The sequence below is a fragment of the Halohasta sp. A2 genome, from assembly GCF_056175805.1.
This window is the reverse complement of the sequence record NZ_JAQFWV010000026.1, coordinates 1-22,218: the sequence shown is the minus strand read 5'-3', so window position 1 is coordinate 22,218 and position 22,218 is coordinate 1. Positions and strand designations below refer to the sequence as shown.

Genomic DNA, 22,218 nt, shown 5'->3' with positions numbered 1-22,218 from the left:
GGTCCTTACCGCACGTTGTCGAACTCGAAGCGCGCGCCGCCGTCGAAACTCTCGGTGAGCTCGACCTCCCAGCCGTGGGCTTCGGCGATCCGTTTGACGATCGACAGGCCAAAGCCGGTGCCTTGTGGGTTGGTCGACTCGCCGGCGTCGAACACATCGTCGCGCTTTTCGGCCGGCACGCCGGGGCCGTCGTCTTCGACGTAGAAGCCGAAGGTGCCGTCGCTTTCGACGCGCGTCGAGGTGAACATCACGTCCAGCAGACCGATCCGGATCGTCACCGGCTCGTCGCTGTGTTCGACCGCGTTGCGAATCAGGTTCTCGAACAGCTGGTAGAGCCGGTTGCGGTCGGCTTGGGCAGTGAAATCGTCGACGACCCGAAGCTCCGAGTCACCGATTTTGACGATGTCGTGGCAGTGGTTGATCACCGAGCCGATCTCGACCGGTTCGATCTCGCTTTCGTCGACCGTTTGGCCCTGTCGAGCCAGCGTCAGCGTGTCCTCGATGATAGCCTCCATTCGATCCAGTGCTCGGCGAACGGCTTCGATGCTCTCGGAGTCACACTCCTCACGAACGATATTGATCCGGCCCTGGGCGACGTTGAGCGGGTTTCGAAGGTCGTGTGAGACAACGCCGGTGAACTCTTCGAGCCGGTCGATCTGTCGTTTGAGCTCGCGCTCGTACTGGTGGCGGTCGATCTCGTAGCCAACCCATTGTGCGAGAGTTTTGACGATTACCTGATCGTCTTCGACAGTTGTGTCCGGTTGGGGCTCTTCGCTGCCGAAACAGAGTGTGCCGTAGATTTCGCCGTCGACGATGATCGGGGCACCGACGTAACAGCGAAGCCCAGTCGCAGTGAACGCACTCGTGTTGGCCCACTGTTCATCGGTGGCCGCGTCTGTGATCGTCATCGGGGTTTCTTCGCTGATCGTTCGCGAACAGTACGTCTTGTCGAGCGGCACCGCGGCGTCCTGTTTGATGACGTCGTTGTCGCCGTCGACCGAGACGACTTCGATCGTCGAGCCCTCGTACTGGGTAATGTAACCGATCGGATAGCCGAGCTCGTTCGTTCCGAGTTCGAGCACGCGACTGAGCTTTTGTTCGAACGAGAGATCGGCCTCGTTCATCATCTCGTACAGTCCCGAGATGATCGCCGCCGACTCCATGAGCTGTGTCCGCGCGAGCCGTCCACGCTCCTGTCGGACCGCGTTGGCGATCCGATTGGCCAGCACTTCGTACTGCTCAGGACCGCCTCCCTTCCGCAGATAGTCCGTGACACCCGCATCGATCGCCTCGCTGGCGACGGCCGCCGACCCCTTGTTGGTAAACAGAATAAACGGCATGTGTTCGTCCTGCTCGCGAATCCGCTGCAGGAACTCGATCCCGTTCGTTTGTGGCATCTGATAGTCGGAGACGATACAGTCGACTATCTCTTCTGAGAGGATCTGCTCGGCCTCGCTGACGCTCGTCGCTGTTGTTACCGAAAACGTCTCTCTGTCGACTGCCTCTTCAAGATAACTCTCGAGCAGCGTCCCGATCGCCGTATCGTCGTCGACATGAAGAACCCGAAACGTGGGCATTAAGGAATATTATGAATACAGTGTAATAAATATGTCTTGTATCGTGGACGTTCTACAACGATAGAGTGTGTGTTCGATAACGACAAAGCGGGCTCTGTCGGCTGCACTCGTTCGGATCGAGTGGGTATCGTCGACTGGCTACTGTTCGACGCGGGTGACATCGGCGAGCGTCTCGCGTCGACGGACGACTCGTGCCTCGCCAGCTTCCAGGGCGACCTCGGCGGGACGTGGCTGGGAGTGGAACTGGCTGGCGAGTTCGTAGCCGTACGAGCCCGCATTGCCAATCGCCAAGATGTCGTTGCGCTCGGGGCGGGCTAGCGGCCGGTCGGTCGCGAACACGTCCGCGCTCGTACAGACCGGCCCACCGACAGTGACCGGTTCGGTCGCCCGATCCGGCGCGGTCACGTTCAACATTGGGTGATACGAGCCGAACATCGCCGGGCGAATCAGCGTGGCGAGGCTGGCGTCGACGCCCACAACGGTCGCCGAAGGGGTCTCCTTGATCGTATTGACGGTCGTCAGAATGAGTCCGGCGTCGGCGACGATGTAGCGACCTGGCTCCAATTTGAGCTGGGCGTCGACCTCGCCGAGAGCCTCCCGAACCATTCCGGCGGTTTTCTCCAGATCGAGCGGCGGTTCGTCCTCACGGTACGGAACCCCAAACCCGCCGCCGATGTCGACGAATTCGAGTGAGCCGACTCGACGGGCCATCTCGCCGACGCGCTCGATTGCCTGGCAATGATCTTCGAGGTCGTCGGTCAGCACGCCGCTTCCGGCGTGCGAGTGGATGCCGACGAGATCGAACTCCTCGCGGACCCGGTCGGCGACTTCCGGGACCTGATCGTACGGAATCCCGAACTTGGCGTCGTTTCCGGTGGCGACCTTCTCGTGGTGACCGGTCCCGATTCCTGGATTAATCCGGATCGCGATCCGGCCGTCGTAGCCGCGGTCGGCGAGGCGGTCGAGCGTGTCGGTCGCCCCGATCGTGATCGTGAGCCCCGGTGCCTCGTCAGCGAGGTCGACGGCGTAATCCAGATCGTGATCCGGCGGGTTAACGGCTGTATATTGAAGCGTGTTCGGGTCGGCCCCGGCGTCAATCGACCGCTGGAGTTCGCCCCACGCCGCACACTCGATGTCCGCGCCAACCGAGAGCAGCGCTTCGAGCACTGACCTGCCTGTGTGGGCTTTCGCCGCGTACATCACGTGCGCATCGGGGAACACGGACGAAAAGCGGAGATAGTTTTCTTTGACGCGGTCGAGATCGGTGACGTACAGTGGCGTCTCGTACTCGTCGGCAAGCGACTGTAGCTGTGTGTCGTCCCAGTCGGCGAGTCGACGGACGGCAGGCGAACTTTGGAGATCCGAATCGGCCATTGTTCGGGTTCAGGTCGCTCAGGCGTTCAATGCTTTGGTTCGTCACCGAGGTGGCGTCGACGCCATCTGGGCCACAAATCGGTAGTAGCGGACGCAAAGTTAGTCATTAGAAACAGAACAGACAAAATTAGCTGAAACACATGATGGTTGTGAATCCGTTTTACAGTAGATGACTGCTACTGGCTAGCATGGGTTCTGCCACGAATACCCAGCGTCCCGACCGCGTTCGGCTCGGAGTCGTCGACGTGCGTTCGGAGACCGAGCGAGACGGCACTGGTACAAAAAAACCCACCCTGGGCTCTGGTGGGCAAACAGCCACTGGCTGGGAGGCAGTCAAATGAGTTCGATCCACCCACCTGTCGACCGACTCATAACACGCCTCCAGCGAGCCGGACGCCAGGCAGTTATATTCTTGGTCGTTCTGGTCGTTATCTTCGGTCTCAGTGTCGCCCCATTCGGCGTCGCGGGGCCCGCTAACGCGGAGTCGACTCCGTCGACCGAACACCAAGCACTACCGGCCGGACAACAAGCCCAGGTCGATGACTCGCCCTCGGAAACGGTCGACTACAATCCGATTAGCGAGGAGCTGATTGCCCTCGCCGAGGTGGACGTAGATAGCGAACCTGACCTCTCTGCGGAGGCTCGTGAGGCAGCCGAAACAGGGGCTGATGAGGGAATCGAACGCGCTGAAGCACGCGGTGTGACCGTTTCGTCGGACGCCGAACAGGCAGTGATTGCAGCGTCGGTCCACGCGGCCGCACAGAATCCGGATGCCTCGGCCGAACAGATCCAGGACGCCAGTGCTGGCGCGAGCCACGGCGCGTTGTTGCAGAGCCAGACGGCCAACGCCAGCCAGCTTCAGTCAGCCGTGTACGGCGGTGCTGCCGGGTCGCTCTCACAGTCGGCGGACGCCAACGCAACACAGATCCAGAGCGCGGCCTACGGCGCAGCCCACGGCAGTGTTGCCCAGCACCAGGACGCCGACGTCACCCAGATCCAGTACGTGGCGGTTGGTGGGGCAGCCGGAGCAACCCAGGGAGCCGCCCAGTCCGAAACGTCGACCGTGACACAGATCCAGGAGGCCGCACAGGGTGGGACCTACGGTGCGCTGACACAATCCCAAGAGGTGAGCCTCGACCAGCGCCAAGCCGCAGCCTTCGGCGCTGCTGGCGGTGGCACCGAACGCCCGGTTGAAGATCCAAAGAAGGTCCAGGAGGCCTCGATGGCTGCGTCGACCGGAGCGATCACCCAGAGCCAGGAAGCCAGCGTCTCACAGGTTCAGGCTGCGGCTCGCGGGGCCTGTGTGGGGATACTTTCGAACGTCGAGCAGGTGACGATCATCCAGATCCAGACCATCACACAGAGCGCGGCGACTGGCGCGATCTCCCAGCCTGAGGAGGCAAGCATTGTGCAGATCCAGTCGGCCGCCCAGGGAGCGAGCCTGGGAGCGGTCACACTGACCCAACAACAGGAGGTGAGCATCGAACAGACCCAGAGCCAAACCGAGCGGGCGGCGGCTGACACCGTTCAGATCTCGGTCGAAAACGATGTCCAGCAGTCGACGACGATCATCAACGAGGCCCAAAGCGTCGCCGAGAATCCCGAGACGGATGACTCAGATGAATCGGACGAATCGGATGACCCAGATGACTCAGACGACTCGGATGAATCCGACGAGCTTGAGTCGCTTTCTGTCTCGGTCGACAACGATTCGGTTACGATTGATAATCCGAACGACGTAGCAGTGATCGTCACGATAGCGAGCGAAACCACCGAGGACGACGACCGGACCCTCACGCTACCAGCCGAGGAGTCGGCCAGCGAGTCACTTTCGCCGGGTGAGTACACACTCACCGCAGAAACCGAAGACGGTCGCTCGGTCGACCTTTCGGATGAGGAGTCGCTGTCGATCACGATAGACGAGGACGCCCAAGAGCCGCTTGATCTGTCAGTCTCAGTTGAAGGGACAAACGGCTCGATTACGAATCCAGGAGACACCGACGTGGTGGTTCTCGCCGAGAACGACGACGAGCGCGAGTTCTCTGTTCCCGCCGGAGAAACCGTTACCGAGACGCTTGGTCCGGGGACGTGGACGTTGACCGGCGAGACCGACGAAGACCGCTCAGTCACCCTCGACGGAGAGGAAGAACTAACCATCGAGATTGAAGACACCGAGTCTGATACAGACGACGAAAACGGCACTGTTGCTGGATCGGTCACTGACGCCGAGACCGGCGAGCCGGTCGAGGGGGCGACCGTTTCGGTCCAGGACACCGACAGTTCGTCGAGGACCGATGGAGACGGAGCCTACACCATCGAAGGCGTCCCGGCCGATGAGCAGACGGTTGTTGTCGGCGCGGATGACTACGCAGACGAGAGCCAAGATGTTACTATCGAATCGGACGACACAATGACAGTCGACTTCGAACTGCAGCCCAGTGAAACTGACGCTGAGGAAGACGAAGAAGACGAAGAAGACGAAGAAGACGAAGAAGACGAAGAAGACGAAGAAGACGAGGAGGACGAAGAAGACGAAGAGGACGAAGAAGACGAAGAAGACGAAGAAGACGAAGAAGACGAAGAGGACGAAGAAGACGAAGAGGACGAAGAGGACGAAGAAGACGAGGAAGACGAAGAGGACGAAGAAGACGAGGAAGACGAAGAGGACGAAGAAGACGAGGAAGACGAAGAGGACGAAGAAGACGAGGAAGACGAAGAGGACGAAGAAGACGAAGAAGACGAGGAAGACGAAGAGGACGAAGAAGACGAAGAAGACGACACCGACGCTGAGGAAGCCGACGATGAAGACGAAGAAGCCGAAGAGGACGAAGAGGACGAAGAGGATGATGCGGACGAAGAAGACGAAGAGGACGAGGAAGACGACGCAGCCGAGGACGAATCAGCCGAAGAGGATGATGCAGATGAGGAGGACGAGTAAGAGTAGTCCGAAGAACAACGGGTAGAAAATATTTGCAGCACTGTGTACAGCAGCAAACGACGCTCACAAATCGTTCGTCTCGGGATCTCGAATCACGATAGCCCGAGATGCCGTTTTATTTTGGCGTTCGGGTAGTCGACCACTACTTTCGTGAGCTTGGCGTTAGTCCTCGGCTACTGTCGCCGAAGCGTCGCCATCGAACTCGTGGGTGACTGCCCCAGTCAACAGGAGCTCGCCGCGGTCAGTTGCCGAGATGTGGAGTTCGCCACCGGGAAGCGAGATGTCGACCGGCGCGGCCGAGTCGATTCGGCCGGTGCGGCTGGCGGCCGCCGCAATCGCCACTGAGCCGGTTCCACATGCCTGTGTCTCGCCTTCAATTCCTCGCTCGTAGCTCCGCTGGCGGAATCGTGGGACACCTTGGGAAGTGGACTCGACCTGTTCGGCGAGAGTGACGTTCGCGCCGGCGGGAAAGACGTCGGCGTGGCGAACGGCTGGGGCGACTGCATCGATATCGACCGCCTCGATGTCGTCGACGGCGTCGATGTCGTCGACGAAGGCGACCGCGTGTGGAACGCCCGTGTTGACCGCCGTGACGGTGAGCCCCTCGACGGATTCCTCGATGAGCGGCTCGGTTCGGCTCCGCGAGAGCGGCAGGCGGTTCGGATCGAACGTCGGCTCGCCCATCTCGACGGCGATGCCGTCGTCGACGCGCGTCGCACGGCGCGTTCCGACCTGCGTGTCGATCATCACCGAGTCCGAACCGGTCTGGTCCATCGCCCAGACGGCCGCACACCGCGCGCCGTTACCGCAGGTGGGCGCGACAGAGCCATCCGGCTGGACGAGCGTCATCACGACTCTCGGCGGCGAAAAGCGGTCTTCGAGGTGCAAAAACAGCACGCCGTCCGCGCCCGTTTGGCCCTCGGTATCGCGTCCAGCGCCGGTCGACCGGTCGCAGTGGGCTGTTGCGAACGCGCTCCGGTCGGCGACCGGGTCGGTGGCGTCTACAAGTAGAAAGTCGTTGCCAGTTCCGTGGTACTTCTCGAAGGCGACTGCGTGGTTCAGAGTGCTCATGGTTTCGGCTGGTCAGCGTGCGACGCCCACACCGGCGCAGTGTGTGCTCCCTCCAACTGAGACCCCGACAATACGGACTCTATTGGACGCAACGGGAGCAGATCGACTCGCCGTACCGACCGCAACGAGTGACGACGAGTTGATAGTCGTTACCAATGTACTTCGTGACACGCACATATGTCTGCCGGATCCGCCATCCCTTGCCGACCACCCACCGACAGCCCAGTTTGTCACAGCAACTATAATATGGAGGCTTACGACTACAGCAGTATGTGTCGGGAAACCAAGCGCGAACCTGCATGGGTCTCGGCGATCCGCCTGGCGTTTCTCAAAGGTCGCGTCGACGTCGACGGCGTCATGCAGGAGGCGAATCTGGTTCCCGGCTACGAGCGAACCGTTCGCGACGTGCTGTCGACGATGGCCGACCGCGACCTCCTCCGGCCAGTCGAGGGAAGCGATCATACCTACGTTACCGGACCCGTGCTTATCGAATCCGGCCGGTACGACCTGGACTATACGAAAGCCTCCGACGGCGGCGCACACCGGTGGTATTCGACCGGATAACTCCAGCCGGCGTTCGGTTACTGCTCTCGACCTGAGACCAATTGTATAGCGTAAGCTATGTATTGCCTAGGGAAATAATGAGTATCGATGGGTACGCTCACCAACACGAAAATCTCCGAAAAGAACCTGACGACGGTCCCCAAACCGGTTCGAAACTTCCTCGATATTGGCGCGGGCGACCGGGTCGAATGGCACGTCGAAGAAGGAAAGATCATCGTCAAAAAACTCGACGCAGAGTAACGGTTTATTTCTCGTTCAGTCCAGATCATCGGGGCGGTCGACATCTCGGCGGATCCCCGGGTCGTCGACCGCGACGAGCGCACTCGCCTCGTTTGTCAGAAGAATCTCTCGGCCCCCAACGTCACCGTCGACAGCCGCAAGCGCGTCGAAAAACCGCTGGTCGAACAACACCGGGTTGCCGCGAGACCCATGATAGGCTGGCGCGATGGCGTCGCCGACGCCGCGGGCATAGGCGTCCAGGATCATTTCGACCGTTGTCGGATCGACCGAGGGCATATCGCCGAGCCCAATGATCGCCGCCTCGGGGTTGATATCGTCGTCCGCTTCGTCCCCCTCGCGGAGGGCTGCAATACCAGTCTGGACTGATGAGGCCTGACCAGTCTCGTAACGTTCGTTGACGATTGTTTCGACGTCGAGTCCGCCGAGAGCCTGCCGAACGCGGTCGGCCTCGTGGCCGAGAACGACCACGACCGGCTCTACTGGGCTCTCCAGGAGCGTTCGGAGCGAATGACGGACGATTGGCTCGCCGTCGACGGTCGCCAGCAGCTTGTTTTCGGCCCCAAACCGGCTGCTCGTCCCGGCGGCTAGCACGATTCCGGCGACCCTCGGGCGGCGGGCGGCTGAATCGACGGGTTCGTCGTCGAGTTCAATGATTGGCGGCTCTGATTTAGTCGACTGAGTCTCGTTGTCGGTCATCGTTCGAGTGCCGATGCCGGGACGACGTCTACCCGCTCGTCGGCGGCAATCGCGTCGGACGTCAACACGAAGCCGTCGGCCCGACTCGCACGTGTGCTTGAGGACAACACGCTGGGATCGAACTGCCGGTCGTAGACCGAAAGCGGCGAGTCGACGTGACCCAATGGCATCGCCGTCTTTCCATCGAGGGTGACTGGGATCGCATAGGTGAATCCAGGAGTGGCGATGTCGACGTCGCGAGCAAATCGCGCCGCGTGGGTCGGCAGCGACGCGTCGCCCGTAAAGAAGGGTCGAGCGACCAGTGCTGTCACGAGGTAGGCACCGACCGGTTTGCCGGGGATCGCCACGGCGACCGCATCGTGATCGTCGAGTCGGGCGACCGCAACCGGTTTGCCCGGCCGGATCCGGACCCGGTGAAACAGCACCTCGCCGAGGTCGGCCAGCGCACTGATCACGTAGTCCTTGTCGCCGACGCTGGTGCCGCCGGTCGTAACGACGACGTCGTACTCGCGGGCCAACTCGTCGATCCGCTCGGTCACGCGGTCGTCGACGTCGGGCACCGACCCCTCGTAGGTGACCTTGTGGCCCCACGCGCCGATGAGTCCGGCGAGCATCGGCGAGTCGAGATCGCGGTGTCGCCCCTCGTGGATCTCCGTGCCGGTCGCCAGCAGGGCAACCGAAAACCGCTTTCGAACATTTACCTCGTCGACAGCGAGATCGCCGAGAAGCAAGGTGTCCTTTGCGGCGAGTCGCTCGCCCGCCTCGAACAGTCGCTCGCCGCGGGCGACGTTGCTGCCACGCCGGTAGACGTAGGTGCCCGGCTCGATTCGGGTTCCTGTGAGCTGTCCGTTCTCGACGACCGCCTCCTCGCGTTTGAGCACCGCGTTGGCCGACTCCGGCAGCGGCGCGCCGGTGGCGATCCGCACCGCCGTCCCGGCGTCGAGCGCCGTCGACTCGCTTTCGGGAAACATCGCCTCGTCGACGACCGTGAGTGGATAGTCGTCGGTCGCATCGAACGCGAAGCCGTCCATCGTCGCGAAGCTCTCGGTAGGAATATCGACCGGCGCGTCTATCGGGTCGGCAAGCACCCGTCCTGGCAGGTCGTCGATTGTGATCTGTTCGGGTGCCACGGTGTCGAGAAACTCGGCTCGAAGCCGTTGGACGTGGTCGACGGCCCCGTCGAGGTCGATCAGGTCCTCGCCGCCGTGGTCGTGTCCGTTTCCGTGCTCATTATCACTCATTTGTTGTCCCCGGTCGGGTCGTCGAATGCAACAGATATCTTCGAATAACTATCATGATTAACAACAACACTTAATTGCTTCGTGTCTGTAAACATAAATTGTGGTAATAGTATGCACGTAGTGACAGAGTATATAAAACAGCGTCGGGGAGTAGTCGACCAGACCGCGTGCACAGCCGGGTGGTCATAAATGGAGTTCGATGGGGAGTTCGAACTCGAATCGGTGCCGCCGGAGCGGGCGTGGATCGTCCTTTCGGACCCAATCGCGGTCAGAAACGCACTGAAGGGCTGTCAGTACATCACGCCGATGGACGACGACTTCAGCTTCGACGACTACGCGGACGAAGAAGGGCTCGAAACGTTGCCGGAGGCCGACCCCGACGACGTTGTGGCCCGCGCCTTTAGAGAGGGACAGAAGTACGCCGCGCTGATGCAGATCGGCGTCGGCAGCGTCAAGCCGAAGTTCGAAACGACGGTGACGATCAACGAGCGCGACAACGAGAAGTTCATCATGACCGCCACAGGCAGCGGGAACGCCAGCGGTAGTAGTTTCAGCATGGACTCGGGGATGCAGATTCATCCGCTCGAAGATAGTGAGGGCTCACGGATCGAGTGGTGGACCGAAGCCGACATCTCGGGGCGGATCGCCCAGCTCGGCTCGCGGGTGATCAAACCGGTCGCCAACAAGATCGTCGGCAACTTCTTCGGCAACATCGAATCACAGATGACCGATATGGACGACGAGACCGGATCCGGGATCACCGACCGGATCCGCGGGATGTTATGAAAGCCGCCCCCTTCGAGCACCACGCGCCGTCGACGATCACCGAGGCCGTGAGCCTGCTCGAAACGCTTGACAACCGCGCGATCCTCTCGGGCGGCCAAAGTATGGTGCCGATGCTTCGGTTCCGGCTTGCGGTGCCCGACGCAATCGTCGACATCAACGGGATCGAGGAGCTCGACTATTTAAAAGAGGACGAGGGCTACCTGAAGATCGGCGCGCTCGCGCGGCACGCCGACATCGAACACTCCGAGCTGATCACCGAGAAATACGGCAGCTTCGCCGACGCCGCGCCGCTGGTGGCCGACCCGCAGATCCGCAACCGCGGGACGATCGCTGGCTCGGTCGCACAGGCCGATCCGAAAGGCGACTGGGGCAGTGTGCTGCTGGCCCACGAGGGCGAAGCCGTCGCCCACGGCCCCGACGGCGAGCGGGTCATCCCCGCCGACGAGCTGTTCTTGCTGCCGTACGACACGACGCTCGACGAGAACGAGATACTGACCGAACTCCGCGTACCGATCCCGGTCGACCGGGAGGGCAGCGCCTATCACAAGCTGAAACGCAAGGTGGGCGACTACGCGATGGTCGGTTCGGCCGTGCGGCTCATACTTGATGAGGACGGGACGATCGAAACCGCCGGGATCGGGCTGACCGCCGTCGACATCACGAACGTGGCGGCGACCGACGCCGAAGAGCACCTCGTGGGCGAACGCCCGACTGGCGAGCTGTTCCGCGAGGCGGGCGAACTCGCCGCCGCCCAATCGAACCCCGAATCCGACGAACACGGCGATGCGAGCTACAAAGAACGGATGGTCAACGTCCTCACCCAACGCGCACTCGGCGACGCCGCCGAACGCGCAGGGATGACCAAACGGAGGGTAACACAGTGAGCGCCACACGAGAAATCACGCTGACAGTCAACGGAACCGAACAGACAATCGAGGTCGAACCGCGAATGCTGCTGGTGCATGCGATCCGCGAGGAACTCGATCTGACCGGCACGCACATCGGCTGTGATACCGGCAACTGCGGGGCCTGTACGGTCGTTGCCGACGGTAAACCGATCAAGTCCTGTCTCATGTTCGCGACCCAGGCTGACGGCAGCGAGATCACCACCGTCGAAGCGATGGAAGAGCTCCCCGAGTCGGTCGACGGACTCCACCCGCTCCAGGAAGGCTTCCGCGAGGAACACGGCCTGCAGTGTGGCTACTGTACGCCCGGTATGATCATGTCCGGCAAAGCGCTGTTGGACGAGAATCCCGACCCGAGCGAAGACGAGATTCGGGAGGCCATCAGCGGCAACCTCTGTCGGTGTACCGGCTACCAGAACATCGTCAAATCGATCCAGTACGCCTCTGACAAACTCGACGAGGTCACCGCCACCGATGGCGGCATCGAGGCGATCGTCGCCGACTCGCTCGAAACCGTCGACGCTGGCGCAGCCGCCGAGTCGGTCGACGGCAATACCGGATCGTTCTGTGGCGTCGAGAACTGTTGCGGCGGTCTGTCGACCGACCGCGACCACGACGCCTCACGAGGTGACTCAGTATGAGTAGTGATTCAGAACAATTCACACAGTCGGAAGACGGCGGCCCCGATCCCGAAACACACTGCGGCCACGGCCGCGGCGGGATGGGCCAGGACGTAAAGCGCAAAGAAGACCAGCGGTTCATCACCGGCCGCGGCAACTACATTGATGACATCAAAAAGCCGGGGATGTTGCACTGCGATATCGTTCGCAGCCCGCACGCCCACGCGCGGATCAAGGACATCGACAAGTCCCGCGCCCTCGAGGTCGACGGCGTCGTCGCCGTCCTCACTGCCGAGGACTTGCTCGAATACGATCTGGCAACGATGCCGACGCTGATGTCCGACACCCAGGACGTCCTGGTCAACGACAAGGTCAAGTTCCAGTCCCAAGAGGTCGCGGCAGTGATCGCCGAAGACCGGTATGCGGCCAAGGACGGCGCCGAAAAGGTCGTCGTCGACTACGAAGTCCTGGACCCCGTCATCGGTGCGGAAAACGCGCTCAAAGACGACGCGCCGCTGATCCGCGACGACATCGAGGGCAAGGAAGACAACCACTGTCTCGACTGGGAGACCGGCGACAAGGAAGCCACTGATAAAGCCTTCGAGGAGGCCGACGTCACAGTCTCCGAGCAGATGCTCTACCAGCGGTTGCATCCCGCACCGATCGAGACCTGTGGGGCGGTCGGCGACTACGACCCCGGCAAGGACAAACTCACCGTCCACATGACCTCGCAGGCACCCCACATCCACCGGACGCTGTTCTCGCAGGTCTCGGGCATTCCGGAACACAAGATCCGGATCGTCAGCCCCGACATCGGCGGCGGCTTCGGCAACAAGGTGCCGATCTATCCCGGCTACGTCGTCGCCGCAGCCGCATCGTACGTGCTCGAAGAGCCGGTGAAATGGGTCGAAGAGCGCTCTGAAAACATCCAGTCGACCGGCTTCGCCCGCGACTACAACATGACGGGCGAACTCGCCGCGACGAAAGACGGGAAGATTCAGGCGGTCCGCACCGACGTGCTCGCCGACCACGGCGCGTACAACGCGGTCGCCCAACCCTCGAAGTTCCCCGCGGGGTTCTTCAATATCTTCACCGGTTCCTATGACGTGCAGACAGCCTACGGCTCGCTGACAGCGGCCTACACCAACACCGCGCCGGGCGGCGTCGCCTACCGGTGTTCGTTCCGGGTCACCGAGGCGGTCTACCTCATCGAGCGGATGATCAAGGTGCTGGCCGACGAACTCGAGATGGACCCCGCCGAACTCCGGCGGAAGAACTTCATCCAACCCGATCAGTTCCCCTACGAGAGTCCGACCGGGTGGAACTACGATTCGGGCGACTACGAGGGTGCGCTCGACATGGCCCTCGATATGGCAGACTACGACCACTACCGCGAAGAACAACAGCGCCGGATCGACGAGGACGCCGACAAACTCCTCGGCATCGGCATTTCCTCCTTTACGGAGGTCGTCGGCGCAGGGCCGGGCAAGACCTGCGACATCGCGGGCGTCGAGATGTTCGACTCCGCCGAAATCCGGGTCCATCCGACCGGCAACGCGACCGTCAGAGTTGGGGTCCAGACACAGGGCCAGGGCCACGAGACGACCTTCGCCCAGATCGTCGCCGAAGAACTCGGCATGGACGTCGACAACATCACCGTCGAACACGGCGACACCGACACCGATCCCTACGGGCTGGGAACCTACGGCTCGCGGAGTACGCCCGTCGCGGGGGCGGCCGCAGCTATCGCCTCGCGCAAGGTTCGCGAGAAGGCGAAAGCTATTGCCGCGAACGAACTCGAAGCCGCCGAGGAGGACATCACGTGGGACCGCCAAAGCGGTGAGTTCCACGTCACAGGCGCGCCGGATCGGTCGATCACGATCACCGAGATCGCCGCCGGTGCCTACATGAACAAACCCGAAGGCCAGGATCCTGGACTGGAGGCGATCAACTACTACGATCCGCCGGAGATGACCTATCCCTTTGGCTCGTATATCGTGATCGTTGAGGTCGACCGCGAGACCGGCGAGGTCGACTTCGAGAAGTTCGTCGCGGTCGACGATTGTGGCAACCGGATCAACCCGATGATCATCGACGGCCAGATCCACGGCGGGCTCGCCCAGGGAATCGGCTCGGCAATGATGGAGCACGTCACCTACGACGACAACGGCAACATCACCGGCGGCGACTTCATGAACTACCTGCTGCCGACGTCCATGGAGATCCCGAACTTCGAGACGGGCCACACCGTCACGCCGTCGCCGCATCACCCAATCGGCGCGAAGGGTGTCGGCGAGTCGCCGCTGGTTGGTTCGCCACCAGCGATCGTCAACGCGGTCGTCGACGCAATGGCGCATGCTGGCATCACCCACATCGAGATGCCGATGACGCCGGATGTCGTCTGGGAGAAACTCAACGAGGCGGGGCTCACCACCGATCCCGCCGATGCGTTTACGTTCGACGCCGACCCGCAGGTGAGCGACGAACCGGCCGACGACTGATGGCAGTCGTCGACACCGCTATGCGGTCACGAACACGGACCTGCCATGAAACCTAACAAAGGGACAGACACCGCCGACTCGGTCGACTCGCTTGAGGCCCGCGAGCAGTCGCTGCAATCGAACCGCGAGCCCTACGCGAGAGCGACAATCGTCCGCCGGGAGCCACCAGTGTCGGCGAACGTCGGCGACCGCGCGCTCGTCACCGCAGACGGCGAGCTCATCGGCTGGATCGGCGGCGCGGGCTGTGCCCAGTCGCGGGTTATCCAGGAATCAAACGCGGCGCTCGAAGACGGCGAGCCGCGACTGATCGGCATCGCACCCGACCCCGACGAGATCGACCGTCCCGGCCTCACGGCGTTCCCGATGATGTGCCACAGCGAGGGAACCTTGGAGGTGTTCATCGAGCCGGTGATTCCGACTACGAAACTGCTCGTCGTAGGTGGCTCGCCGATTGCCCGCTCGCTGTGTCGACTCGCGGCCGAACTCGAGTTCGACCTCACGGTCGTCGACCCCGACGCCAGTTCGGACGAACTACCGGAGGGAACGACCGTGATTCGCACGCACGATCCGGAAGCCATCGCCGATGCCATCGGGCCGAACCCCTTGGTCGTCGTCGCCTCAATGGGCGGCTACGACGCCCGTGGGGTGGCCGCGGGAGTGCTCACAGCGGCACCCTACATCGGGCTTATCGCAAGTACAACCCGCGCCGAGGAGGTTATCGACCACGCTGCCGGGCTTATCGACCGCGATCCCGACGACGTGCGGGCGGCGGTCACGAACCCCGCCGGGCTCGACATCGGCGCGCGGAGTTCCGCGGAAATCGCCGCGAGCCTGCTCGCCGAACTCGTTTCGGTTCGGGCCGACGCGGGCGCGCTCGGTGAGACCGTCGCGTCGACCGACGTGACCGAGACCGCCGGAGACGACGCTGAGACCGATGAGCATATCGACCCCGTCTGCGGCATGACGGTCGACCCCGACGATGTGCCGAGCGTCGACCACGAGGGCCGAACCTACTACTTCTGCTGTTCGGGCTGTGCGGACCGCTTCAGCACCGATCCCGCGGAGTATCTCGAAGCGGATTCGAGCGCCGAAGGGGCCCACCCATCATGAGAGACGAGACACCGGTTACGCCGTTCGAGACGCTGGACGAAGCGACGCTCCGCGAGCAGTTCGACCGGCAAAACTACGTCGCCGACGACCGGGTGGTGACGACCGTCCAGCTGGCGATTCAACTCGGTCGACCCCTCTTGATCGAGGGCGAACCAGGAAGCGGAAAGACCGAACTCGGCAAGGTGCTCGCCGACGCCTTCGAGACTGAACTGATCCGGCTGCAGTGCTACGAGGGGCTGACCGCCGAAAACGCGCTCTACGAGTGGAACTACACGAAACAACTGCTCGCCGTCCAGGCCGACGAGGGCACTGTCGACGCGGATACACCACAATCAGACGACCGGCCGCAGTCGGTTTTCGACGACGAGTTCCTGCTCGAGCGCCCGCTGTTGCGCGCGCTCAGAGCCAGCGGTGATCGCTCGCCCGTCCTGCTTATCGACGAGGTCGACCGGGCCGACGAGGCCTTCGAGGCCTTTTTGCTCGAACTGCTGTCGGACTTCCAGGTGTCGATTCCCGAACTCGGTACCGTCAGCGCCGACAGGCGACCGATTGTCATTCTGACGTCGAACCGAACGCGGGGGCTCAGCGACGCGCTCAAGCGGCGGTGTCTCTACCTGCACGTCGAGCCGCCGTCGATCCAGACGGAGTTCGAAATCGTCTCCCGGAAGGTGCCGGAGCTCGACGCGGCGGTCGCCGCCGAGGTCTGTGCAGTCGTCGCCCGCCTGCGCGAAGAATCGTTCCTCAAGCGGCCGGGGGTCGCCGAGACGCTCGACTGGGCGCGAGCCGTCGCGGCGCTACGGACCGAAGGATCGGCCGAGTCGATCACGACCGCCGAGATCGAACGCACCATCGGCTGTCTGCTCAAGGAGGTCGAAGACGTGAGTCGACTCGATACCGACCTGCTCGAACGGCTGCAAGCGGCGGCCGCCGAGGCGAAAGCGCGCGTCGAGATCGAATCCTAACCACCTATGAGCCCACCGCGAAATCCATCGTCAGGCGGGTTCAACAACGCCGACGCGAGCAACGGCGTTCCGGATTTCGAGGAGGCCCGCACCCACGTCCGGACCGAGCTCGTCAGATTTATAACTCAACTCCGCCGCGATGGCGTCGACATCCCGACGACGGGCACGCTCGACGCCGCCGAGGCACTCGCGGTCGTCGGCTTTGCCGACCGAACCGTCGCCGCCGACGCGCTGCGAGCGACGCTTGTGACCGAATCGGCCGACATCGAGACGTTCGACGAGGCGTTTCCGACCTTTTGGCACCGGCTCCGAACCGGCCTCGACCGGATCGCGACCTACGAGGGGCCGAAGTTCGACGAGGACGACGGCACCGAGGGAACGACCGTCACTCTCGACACTGACGACCGCGAGGAGACGCCACGGGTCGACGACCCCAACGAGGGAGGCTCGCCAGATGCGGCCGACGAGGGGGAGAGACCCGATGCCGTCGACGTGCTCATCTCGACCAGTCGACAACAGGTGACACACGAGCGACCAGTCGACGACGGCGAGGCGGGCGATGACGCCCGCCGGTACAGCGCCGTTGGGGGGCGCGAAGCCGTGCCGTCGACCGGACTGTCGACCACCGAGCGCGAGCATGCGGCGATCGATCGGTTCGGCCGAGCCATCGCAACAGTGCCGGGTCGCCGGACGCGCCCTGCCGAAAACGGCACCCGCGTCGACGGTCGGCAGGCGCTTCGCAAGAGCCTCTCGACCGGCGGCACGCCGATGGAGTTGCCGACCCGCGAGGCGGTGCCGACCGAACGACGATGCTGTCTGCTGGTCGACGTCAGCGGGTCGGTCCTCGATACCATCGACCGCGAGACACTCCTTGCGTTCGCCGAGCGGCTCCAGCGGACCGCCCGCCGCGGGCACGTCTTCTTGTTCGATACCGATCTCGTCGACGCGACCGACGTGTTCGCACGCGCGGCGGGCGATCCAGCCGCCGCACTCCGTGCCGCAGAGATCGAGTGGGGCGGCGGCACGCAGATCGGCGCAGCCTTCGAGACACTTCGAACGAAACATCCCCACGCGGTCGACAACCGAACCGTCGTCGTCGTGGTCAGCGACGGCCTCGATGTCGGCGACCAGTCGACGCTGGAAGCGGGTATCACATGGCTCGCTCGCCGGGGCGACGGGATCGTCTGGCTCAATCCGCTGGCGGTCTCACCGGCCTACGAACCCAGATCGAGAGGAATGGCGACCTGTCTGCCCTTCGTCGACGGGCTGTTCGGCTTTGCCGAGCCCGCCGATCTCGACGAGGTGGCCCGCCAGATCGAACGCCACGGACTCGGTGGCCCGATCGGCTACGAACACGACCTGCGTCGAATCCAACGGGCGAGCGACGCCGACACCGAACGCAACGAACGCGGGGGTGCCGAATCGTGAGCGACCCGATCGTCTCGGCCGTTGTCGACCGACTCCGCACGATGGGCGCGCTCAACGACGCGACGCTACAGCGCGTAACCGTCGGTGAGAAGACAATCATGGTCGAACTCGGGGGAGTCGGTGGCGAGCAGGACGCAACCGCCGCCGGACTCGCCCATCGGCCGCCCGGAGACACGGTGTCGACCGTCGGGCGAGACATCGACACGCTCGTCGACTGGGCGACCGGGGCAAAGTCGGCGCAGAAGGACGGCTCGCGGATGCGGACCGCCGTCGGCCTCGCGGCGATCAACGCGCTGTCGACTCCCTACATCGACTGGCAAACGGGCGATCCAATGGCGCTGCTGGATCCGGCCGTCGAGACGATCACGACGGTCGGCCTTTTTAAACCCGCATTGCGGAAGTTCGCCGATGTCGACGTTCGCGTCATCGAACGCACTGCGGTCGACATCGACGACATCCCGGCCCCAGAGGGGGTTCGCCTGACGAGTTTCCGGCCCGAGGAGGCCGAGGCGGCGATGGCCGACGCCGACGTCGTTTTTATCACTGGCTCGACGCTCGTCTACGGCGGTTTCGAGGAGTATCTCGACGCCGTCCCGCCCCAAGCGACGACCGTCCTGATCGGCGCGACCACGTCGTTTCTTCCCGATCCGGTGTTCGCGGCTGGCGTCGACATCGTCGCCGGGGCGGTCGTTGTCGACCCCGAGCGCGTGCGGGCGGCCGTCCGAACGGCTGCCTGCGGGACGGAGCTTCACACCGCGGGCGTCGAGAAAGTCTTCGTCTCGGCCGAACGCCCGAGAGACAACCGACTCGATTTGACCGAACCACAACTGCGTGACTGACCACCCAACCCAACAATGACACAGCAAAACTGGAGCGTACCGGAGACCGAGGTGCTACAGCGAATCCGTGACCGACTCAGCGGCGAGACCGCCGACGTGCTCGCAACCATCGTCGACGTCGAGGGCAGCGCCTACCGACGACCGGGGGCGAAGATGCTCATCGAGGAGGCCGGGATGGGCGTCGGCAGTATCACCGCTGGCTGTCTCGAAGACGAACTCATCGCCGCCGCCGAGTCGGTCCGGCAGTCCGGCCGTCCGGAACTCATCACCTACGATCTGATGGACGACGAAGACGACGTCTGGGGGCTCGGCATCGGCTGCAACGGCGTCCTCGACGTGCTGCTGGAGCCGCTGGACGACAGCTACCGCCCGGCCGTCGACGCGCTTGCAGCGGGCCGCAATATCGCCGTGCTCACCGTCTTGGATGGCGAAGATGAGGGTGACAACGAGGGCGATGGCGACGATTCCGGCTCACTTCGCCGCGGCAGCCGTGCGTACTACGCCCCCGACGAAGGTCGACTGCTGACTCCGTCAGGGGAGCCAGCCGTCGACTGGCCCGAGTCGCTTGCGGCTCCTGCCGCCGAACTCGCCGAGCGTGGCAAGGCCGATACCGTCGACATAGAGCTCAACGGCGACCAGTACAGCGTGTTCGTCGACGGCCTGCAAGCGCCGACCGAACTGGTCGTCTTCGGGTCGGGCCACGACATCGGCCCGGTTACCGAACTCGCCGTAAAGAGCGACTTCCATGTAACTGTCGTCGGCTTCCGCGGCGGCGTCGACCTTGAGGCCCGGTTCCCGGCAGCCCACGAGACGATCACGACCTCGCCCGGAGCCGTCGGCGACGAACTCGACCTCGGCGAGCGGACCCACGCGGTCGTCATGACCCACAACTTCATCGACGACCGACTGACCGTCGAGGCGCTGCTGGATTCCGGGGCCCCGTACATCGGACTGATGGGCCCCCACGAGCGCTTCGAGAAGATACGCGAGGAGTTCGACGCCGAGGGCCGGACGCTCACCGAGGCCGAGTTGTCGACGCTGTATACGCCGATCGGCCTCGATCTCGGCGGCGGCTCGCCGTATCAGATCGCCCACAGCATCGTCGCCGAACTGCTGGCGGTCTCGAACGACCGGACGCCGAGCCACCTCCGACACCGCGAGGGCCACATCCACGACCGCGTGAGCGTCGACTCCGGCGAGCCAGCCCCCTCGCAGTAACGTATGGTCGTGTCTCTCCTCGGCGTCGACGCAACTGCCGACCTGCTCGTCTTTCTGCTTGTTGGGCTACTAGCGGGCGTCCACTGTCTCGGGATGTGCGGGCCGCTCGTGACGGTCTACGCCGACCGGTTCAGTGGCGAGGCAGAGGAAGGAACCGGCCTGTCGTGGTACGAAGCCCGCCAGCACGGCCTGTTCAATCTCGGTCGGGCTACCAGCTACGGCCTCATTGGCGGCCTGTTCGGCCTGCTCGGTGCGAGCACGTTCGCCTCCGTCGACGCGGTCGCGTCCGTCGGCGACTCTGTTCGAGGAACTGTCGGCATCGCCGTTGGTATCGCGATCATCTGGAGCGGGCTCTCGTACATCCGCGGCGGAAGTGGGATGGGCCACTCGGTTCCAGTCTTCGGCACTGCCTTCCAGCGCGTCACGAGCCTGCTCGTCTCGCGGGTCGACCGGTGGGCCTCGACGCCCCGGATCTTCGGGCTCGGTGCGGTCCACGGCCTGCTGCCGTGTCCCATCATTTATCCGGCGTATCTCGCGGTGTTCGCACTCGGCGAGCCGGTCCGGGGGGCGCTGCTTCTGGCCGTCCTCGGACTCGGGACGATTCCGACCCTGTTTTTATATGGAACGGCCATCGGATCGGTCTCGCCTGCCACTAGAACGCAGCTACACCGCGTCCTCGGCGTGAGCTTTCTCGTCCTCGGCTACCTCCCGCTGCAGCACGGGCTGATGCTGTACGGGATTCACCTCCCCCATCCGTCGATCCCGTTCTATCAGCCACTCTCTTGAGCACGGGACCAGTAGGAAGCACACGAGCCATGGGAGACACCGATTCGGACACAAGAGAGTCGACGTGTACGCTCTGTGAGCTCCCGCTGCCGACGCTGCCGATCACCGACCCCGACATCGAGGGGCAGTACTGCTGTGAGGGCTGTTTGCTCGTCGCACGGACGGTCGACGATCTCTCGTAATGAGTCATCGCTGGCTGAGACAGAACTTAATGGCCAGAGCGGACGCGCCGGTAACTACTCTCGCAGCGCGTCTTCACGCTGGGTTGCTTCGAGCGTCTCTTCTTCGACACCCGTGGCGACAACTGCTGGCTTGTAGGCCCCGCCATCGAACAGCTCGTGGTCGCTGACCGACGACTCGACGTAGCGGGTGAACGCTCGTCGCTCCGATGGGAGGTGACCGTAGATGACTTCCTCCTCAACGAGGTCGTAGACCGGAATCCGCGGGGTAAGTAAGGTGTTTTCGCCAACGATCGAGTTTTCACCGATCTTGAAGCCCGAAGTCACACGGCAGCCAGCGCCGAGCGAGACGCCGTCCTCGATAATAACCGGAGCGCCCTCTACAGGCTCAAGAACGCCGCCGATTAGCGTGTTCGCACCCAGCTTCACGTTTTTCCCTAACTGGGCACAGGAGCCGACCGTATCACAGGAGTCGACCAGCGTGCCGTCGCCGATGTACGCGCCGATGTTGACAAAGGAGGGACTCATCATGATGCAGTCTGCTCCCAGGTACGAACCGCGGCGGATCGCGGTGCCGTTGGGCGTATTTCGGGTGCCGCGCTCGTTGAGATCAGCGGTCTGGCGGAGGGGGAGGACGTCGTGGTAGTCGACGCCACCATAACTCCGGGCCTCGGTGTGTCGCAGGCCGAAGTTGAGGAGAATCCCCTGTTTGACCCAGGCGTTGGCCTCCCAGGAGGTCACGTCATCGCCGGTCTTTTCTGCTGACCGGACCTCACCGGCTTCGAGGGCTTCGAGAAAGACATCGAGGGTGGCGAGGTCCTCGTCGGTCGCGTCGTCGGCGGTGAGGCCGTCGTCGTAGCGGTTCCAGAGGTCGGTGATTTCGGATTGGAGTGTCGACATTCTCGTGGATTCGGCTTTCTCGGCCACCCAATAAGTCCCATCGGTTGCGGTCGACGGGTGGGTTTCGACGAGAACCTCGGACCACCGGGCCTCACAAGGACTGATACTGTGTCACGTGTCGACCGTCCGTTTTAGCCATTGTATTACGTTCAAGACTGCTCTGTTGAATAGATGCTGAGTCACGGTTACAGCGGTTCACACAGTGGTTCTATGTTGATGATGGCGAACATCAGGACAATTTCACGGAACTGCCGATACCAGCCCAGCGCTCGCACGGCGTCGC

Annotated in this window: 21 protein-coding genes and 1 pseudogene; 15 read left to right on the top strand and 7 right to left on the bottom strand. The window is 63.1% G+C overall.

Translation table 11 applies throughout. From position 1 onward, the window contains the following. Positions 1-5 precede the first annotated feature (5 nt). Both O2S87_RS09535 and lysA read right to left on the bottom strand, forming a co-directional pair. Positions 6-1,577, bottom strand: coding sequence for a GAF domain-containing sensor histidine kinase (locus O2S87_RS09535; protein WP_475408565.1), 1,572 nt, complete (start codon positions 1,575-1,577; stop codon positions 6-8). Between the two features lie 138 nt (positions 1,578-1,715). Continuing rightward, positions 1,716-2,951, bottom strand: coding sequence for a diaminopimelate decarboxylase (gene lysA / locus O2S87_RS09530; RefSeq protein WP_475408564.1), 1,236 nt, complete (start codon positions 2,949-2,951; stop codon positions 1,716-1,718). Positions 2,952-3,139: 188 nt separating this feature from the next. On the opposite strand from lysA, the gene O2S87_RS09525 reads away from it, so the two are divergent. Then, positions 3,140-3,292, top strand: a complete 153-nt coding sequence (locus O2S87_RS09525; protein WP_475408563.1) for a hypothetical protein — start codon at positions 3,140-3,142, stop codon at positions 3,290-3,292. Further along, the gene (locus O2S87_RS09520) at positions 3,289-5,889 is read left to right on the top strand and encodes a carboxypeptidase regulatory-like domain-containing protein (protein ID WP_475408562.1); all 2,601 of its coding nucleotides are present in this window, start codon (positions 3,289-3,291) and stop codon (positions 5,887-5,889) included. Before O2S87_RS09525 ends, O2S87_RS09520 begins: the two co-directional genes overlap by 4 nt. Positions 5,890-6,051: 162 nt before the next feature. Here O2S87_RS09520 and dapF read toward each other — a convergent pair whose 3' ends face one another. After that, positions 6,052-6,960, bottom strand: a complete 909-nt coding sequence (gene dapF / locus O2S87_RS09515) for a diaminopimelate epimerase (RefSeq protein WP_475408561.1) — start codon at positions 6,958-6,960, stop codon at positions 6,052-6,054. A gap of 270 nt (positions 6,961-7,230) precedes the next feature. Between dapF and O2S87_RS09510 the strand changes: the two genes are divergently transcribed. After that, entirely contained in the window at positions 7,231-7,524 is a 294-nt protein-coding gene (locus O2S87_RS09510) for a hypothetical protein (protein WP_475408560.1), read from the top strand. 87 nt (positions 7,525-7,611) lie between these two features. Next, positions 7,612-7,764, top strand: coding sequence for an AbrB/MazE/SpoVT family DNA-binding domain-containing protein (locus tag O2S87_RS09505; protein ID WP_475408559.1), 153 nt, complete (start codon positions 7,612-7,614; stop codon positions 7,762-7,764). 15 nt (positions 7,765-7,779) lie between these two features. Here O2S87_RS09505 and O2S87_RS09500 read toward each other — a convergent pair whose 3' ends face one another. Both O2S87_RS09500 and O2S87_RS09495 read right to left on the bottom strand, forming a co-directional pair. After that, the gene (locus tag O2S87_RS09500) at positions 7,780-8,460 is read right to left on the bottom strand and encodes a nucleotidyltransferase family protein (RefSeq protein ID WP_475408558.1); all 681 of its coding nucleotides are present in this window, start codon (positions 8,458-8,460) and stop codon (positions 7,780-7,782) included. Next, a complete protein-coding gene (locus tag O2S87_RS09495) occupies positions 8,457-9,701 on the bottom strand; it encodes a molybdopterin molybdotransferase MoeA (RefSeq protein WP_475408557.1) in 1,245 nt (414 codons plus the stop codon). Before O2S87_RS09495 ends, O2S87_RS09500 begins: the two co-directional genes overlap by 4 nt. Before the next feature lie 189 nt (positions 9,702-9,890). Between O2S87_RS09495 and O2S87_RS09490 the strand changes: the two genes are divergently transcribed. From O2S87_RS09490 to O2S87_RS09440, 11 genes are read left to right on the top strand one after another with little or no spacing between them, the layout of a single operon-like run. Then, a complete protein-coding gene (locus O2S87_RS09490) occupies positions 9,891-10,487 on the top strand; it encodes a CoxG family protein (protein ID WP_475408556.1) in 597 nt (198 codons plus the stop codon). Then, complete coding sequence (locus O2S87_RS09485; RefSeq protein WP_475408555.1) at positions 10,484-11,371, top strand: FAD binding domain-containing protein; 888 nt, start codon at positions 10,484-10,486, stop codon at positions 11,369-11,371. Before O2S87_RS09490 ends, O2S87_RS09485 begins: the two co-directional genes overlap by 4 nt. Further along, complete coding sequence (locus O2S87_RS09480; protein WP_475408554.1) at positions 11,368-12,033, top strand: (2Fe-2S)-binding protein; 666 nt, start codon at positions 11,368-11,370, stop codon at positions 12,031-12,033. The genes O2S87_RS09485 and O2S87_RS09480 overlap by 4 nt, the downstream gene beginning before the upstream one ends. After that, a complete protein-coding gene (locus O2S87_RS09475) occupies positions 12,030-14,513 on the top strand; it encodes an aerobic carbon-monoxide dehydrogenase large subunit (RefSeq protein WP_475408553.1) in 2,484 nt (827 codons plus the stop codon). Before O2S87_RS09480 ends, O2S87_RS09475 begins: the two co-directional genes overlap by 4 nt. Before the next feature lie 45 nt (positions 14,514-14,558). After that, positions 14,559-15,623, top strand: a complete 1,065-nt coding sequence (locus tag O2S87_RS09470; RefSeq protein WP_475408552.1) for an XdhC family protein — start codon at positions 14,559-14,561, stop codon at positions 15,621-15,623. After that, complete coding sequence (locus O2S87_RS09465; RefSeq protein ID WP_475408551.1) at positions 15,620-16,585, top strand: AAA family ATPase; 966 nt, start codon at positions 15,620-15,622, stop codon at positions 16,583-16,585. The genes O2S87_RS09470 and O2S87_RS09465 overlap by 4 nt, the downstream gene beginning before the upstream one ends. A gap of 6 nt (positions 16,586-16,591) precedes the next feature. Beyond that, entirely contained in the window at positions 16,592-18,013 is a 1,422-nt protein-coding gene (locus tag O2S87_RS09460) for a VWA domain-containing protein (protein WP_475408550.1), read from the top strand. Continuing rightward, complete coding sequence (locus O2S87_RS09455) at positions 18,010-18,852, top strand: Rossmann-like domain-containing protein (protein WP_475408549.1); 843 nt, start codon at positions 18,010-18,012, stop codon at positions 18,850-18,852. Before O2S87_RS09460 ends, O2S87_RS09455 begins: the two co-directional genes overlap by 4 nt. Before the next feature lie 15 nt (positions 18,853-18,867). After that, the gene (locus O2S87_RS09450; protein ID WP_475408548.1) at positions 18,868-20,070 is read left to right on the top strand and encodes an XdhC family protein; all 1,203 of its coding nucleotides are present in this window, start codon (positions 18,868-18,870) and stop codon (positions 20,068-20,070) included. Between the two features lie 3 nt (positions 20,071-20,073). Further along, a complete protein-coding gene (locus tag O2S87_RS09445; protein ID WP_475408547.1) occupies positions 20,074-20,856 on the top strand; it encodes a sulfite exporter TauE/SafE family protein in 783 nt (260 codons plus the stop codon). Positions 20,857-20,885: 29 nt separating this feature from the next. Then, positions 20,886-21,038 carry a hypothetical protein gene (locus tag O2S87_RS09440; protein ID WP_475408546.1) on the top strand — a complete coding sequence of 51 codons (153 nt, stop codon included), beginning with the start codon at positions 20,886-20,888 and terminating at the stop codon, positions 21,036-21,038. Positions 21,039-21,092: 54 nt separating this feature from the next. Here O2S87_RS09440 and O2S87_RS09435 read toward each other — a convergent pair whose 3' ends face one another. After that, positions 21,093-21,935, bottom strand: coding sequence for a 2,3,4,5-tetrahydropyridine-2,6-dicarboxylate N-succinyltransferase (locus O2S87_RS09435; protein ID WP_475408545.1), 843 nt, complete (start codon positions 21,933-21,935; stop codon positions 21,093-21,095). 185 nt (positions 21,936-22,120) lie between these two features. Beyond that, positions 22,121-22,218 (bottom strand): annotated as a pseudogene (locus tag O2S87_RS09430) (IS5/IS1182 family transposase); the annotation flags it as partial.

What these genes read in the sequence shown, in the direction of transcription:
- O2S87_RS09445 (WP_475408547.1), top strand. Translation starts at nt 20,074, where the DNA reads ATGGTCGTGTCTCTCCTCGGCGTCGACGCAACTGCCGACCTGCTCGTC.
- O2S87_RS09450 (WP_475408548.1), top strand. Translation starts at nt 18,868, where the DNA reads ATGACACAGCAAAACTGGAGCGTACCGGAGACCGAGGTGCTACAGCGA.
- dapF (WP_475408561.1), bottom strand. Translation starts at nt 6,960, where the DNA reads ATGAGCACTCTGAACCACGCAGTCGCCTTCGAGAAGTACCACGGAACT.
- O2S87_RS09460 (WP_475408550.1), top strand. Translation starts at nt 16,592, where the DNA reads ATGAGCCCACCGCGAAATCCATCGTCAGGCGGGTTCAACAACGCCGAC.
- O2S87_RS09535 (WP_475408565.1), bottom strand. Translation starts at nt 1,577, where the DNA reads ATGCCCACGTTTCGGGTTCTTCATGTCGACGACGATACGGCGATCGGG.
- O2S87_RS09505 (WP_475408559.1), top strand. Translation starts at nt 7,612, where the DNA reads ATGGGTACGCTCACCAACACGAAAATCTCCGAAAAGAACCTGACGACG.
- O2S87_RS09485 (WP_475408555.1), top strand. Translation starts at nt 10,484, where the DNA reads ATGAAAGCCGCCCCCTTCGAGCACCACGCGCCGTCGACGATCACCGAG.
- O2S87_RS09500 (WP_475408558.1), bottom strand. Translation starts at nt 8,460, where the DNA reads ATGACCGACAACGAGACTCAGTCGACTAAATCAGAGCCGCCAATCATT.
- O2S87_RS09520 (WP_475408562.1), top strand. Translation starts at nt 3,289, where the DNA reads ATGAGTTCGATCCACCCACCTGTCGACCGACTCATAACACGCCTCCAG.
- O2S87_RS09495 (WP_475408557.1), bottom strand. Translation starts at nt 9,701, where the DNA reads ATGAGTGATAATGAGCACGGAAACGGACACGACCACGGCGGCGAGGAC.
- O2S87_RS09465 (WP_475408551.1), top strand. Translation starts at nt 15,620, where the DNA reads ATGAGAGACGAGACACCGGTTACGCCGTTCGAGACGCTGGACGAAGCG.
- O2S87_RS09510 (WP_475408560.1), top strand. Translation starts at nt 7,231, where the DNA reads ATGTGTCGGGAAACCAAGCGCGAACCTGCATGGGTCTCGGCGATCCGC.
- O2S87_RS09435 (WP_475408545.1), bottom strand. Translation starts at nt 21,935, where the DNA reads ATGTCGACACTCCAATCCGAAATCACCGACCTCTGGAACCGCTACGAC.
- lysA (WP_475408564.1), bottom strand. Translation starts at nt 2,951, where the DNA reads ATGGCCGATTCGGATCTCCAAAGTTCGCCTGCCGTCCGTCGACTCGCC.
- O2S87_RS09470 (WP_475408552.1), top strand. Translation starts at nt 14,559, where the DNA reads ATGAAACCTAACAAAGGGACAGACACCGCCGACTCGGTCGACTCGCTT.
- O2S87_RS09525 (WP_475408563.1), top strand. Translation starts at nt 3,140, where the DNA reads ATGGGTTCTGCCACGAATACCCAGCGTCCCGACCGCGTTCGGCTCGGA.
- O2S87_RS09440 (WP_475408546.1), top strand. Translation starts at nt 20,886, where the DNA reads ATGGGAGACACCGATTCGGACACAAGAGAGTCGACGTGTACGCTCTGT.
- O2S87_RS09490 (WP_475408556.1), top strand. Translation starts at nt 9,891, where the DNA reads ATGGAGTTCGATGGGGAGTTCGAACTCGAATCGGTGCCGCCGGAGCGG.
- O2S87_RS09475 (WP_475408553.1), top strand. Translation starts at nt 12,030, where the DNA reads ATGAGTAGTGATTCAGAACAATTCACACAGTCGGAAGACGGCGGCCCC.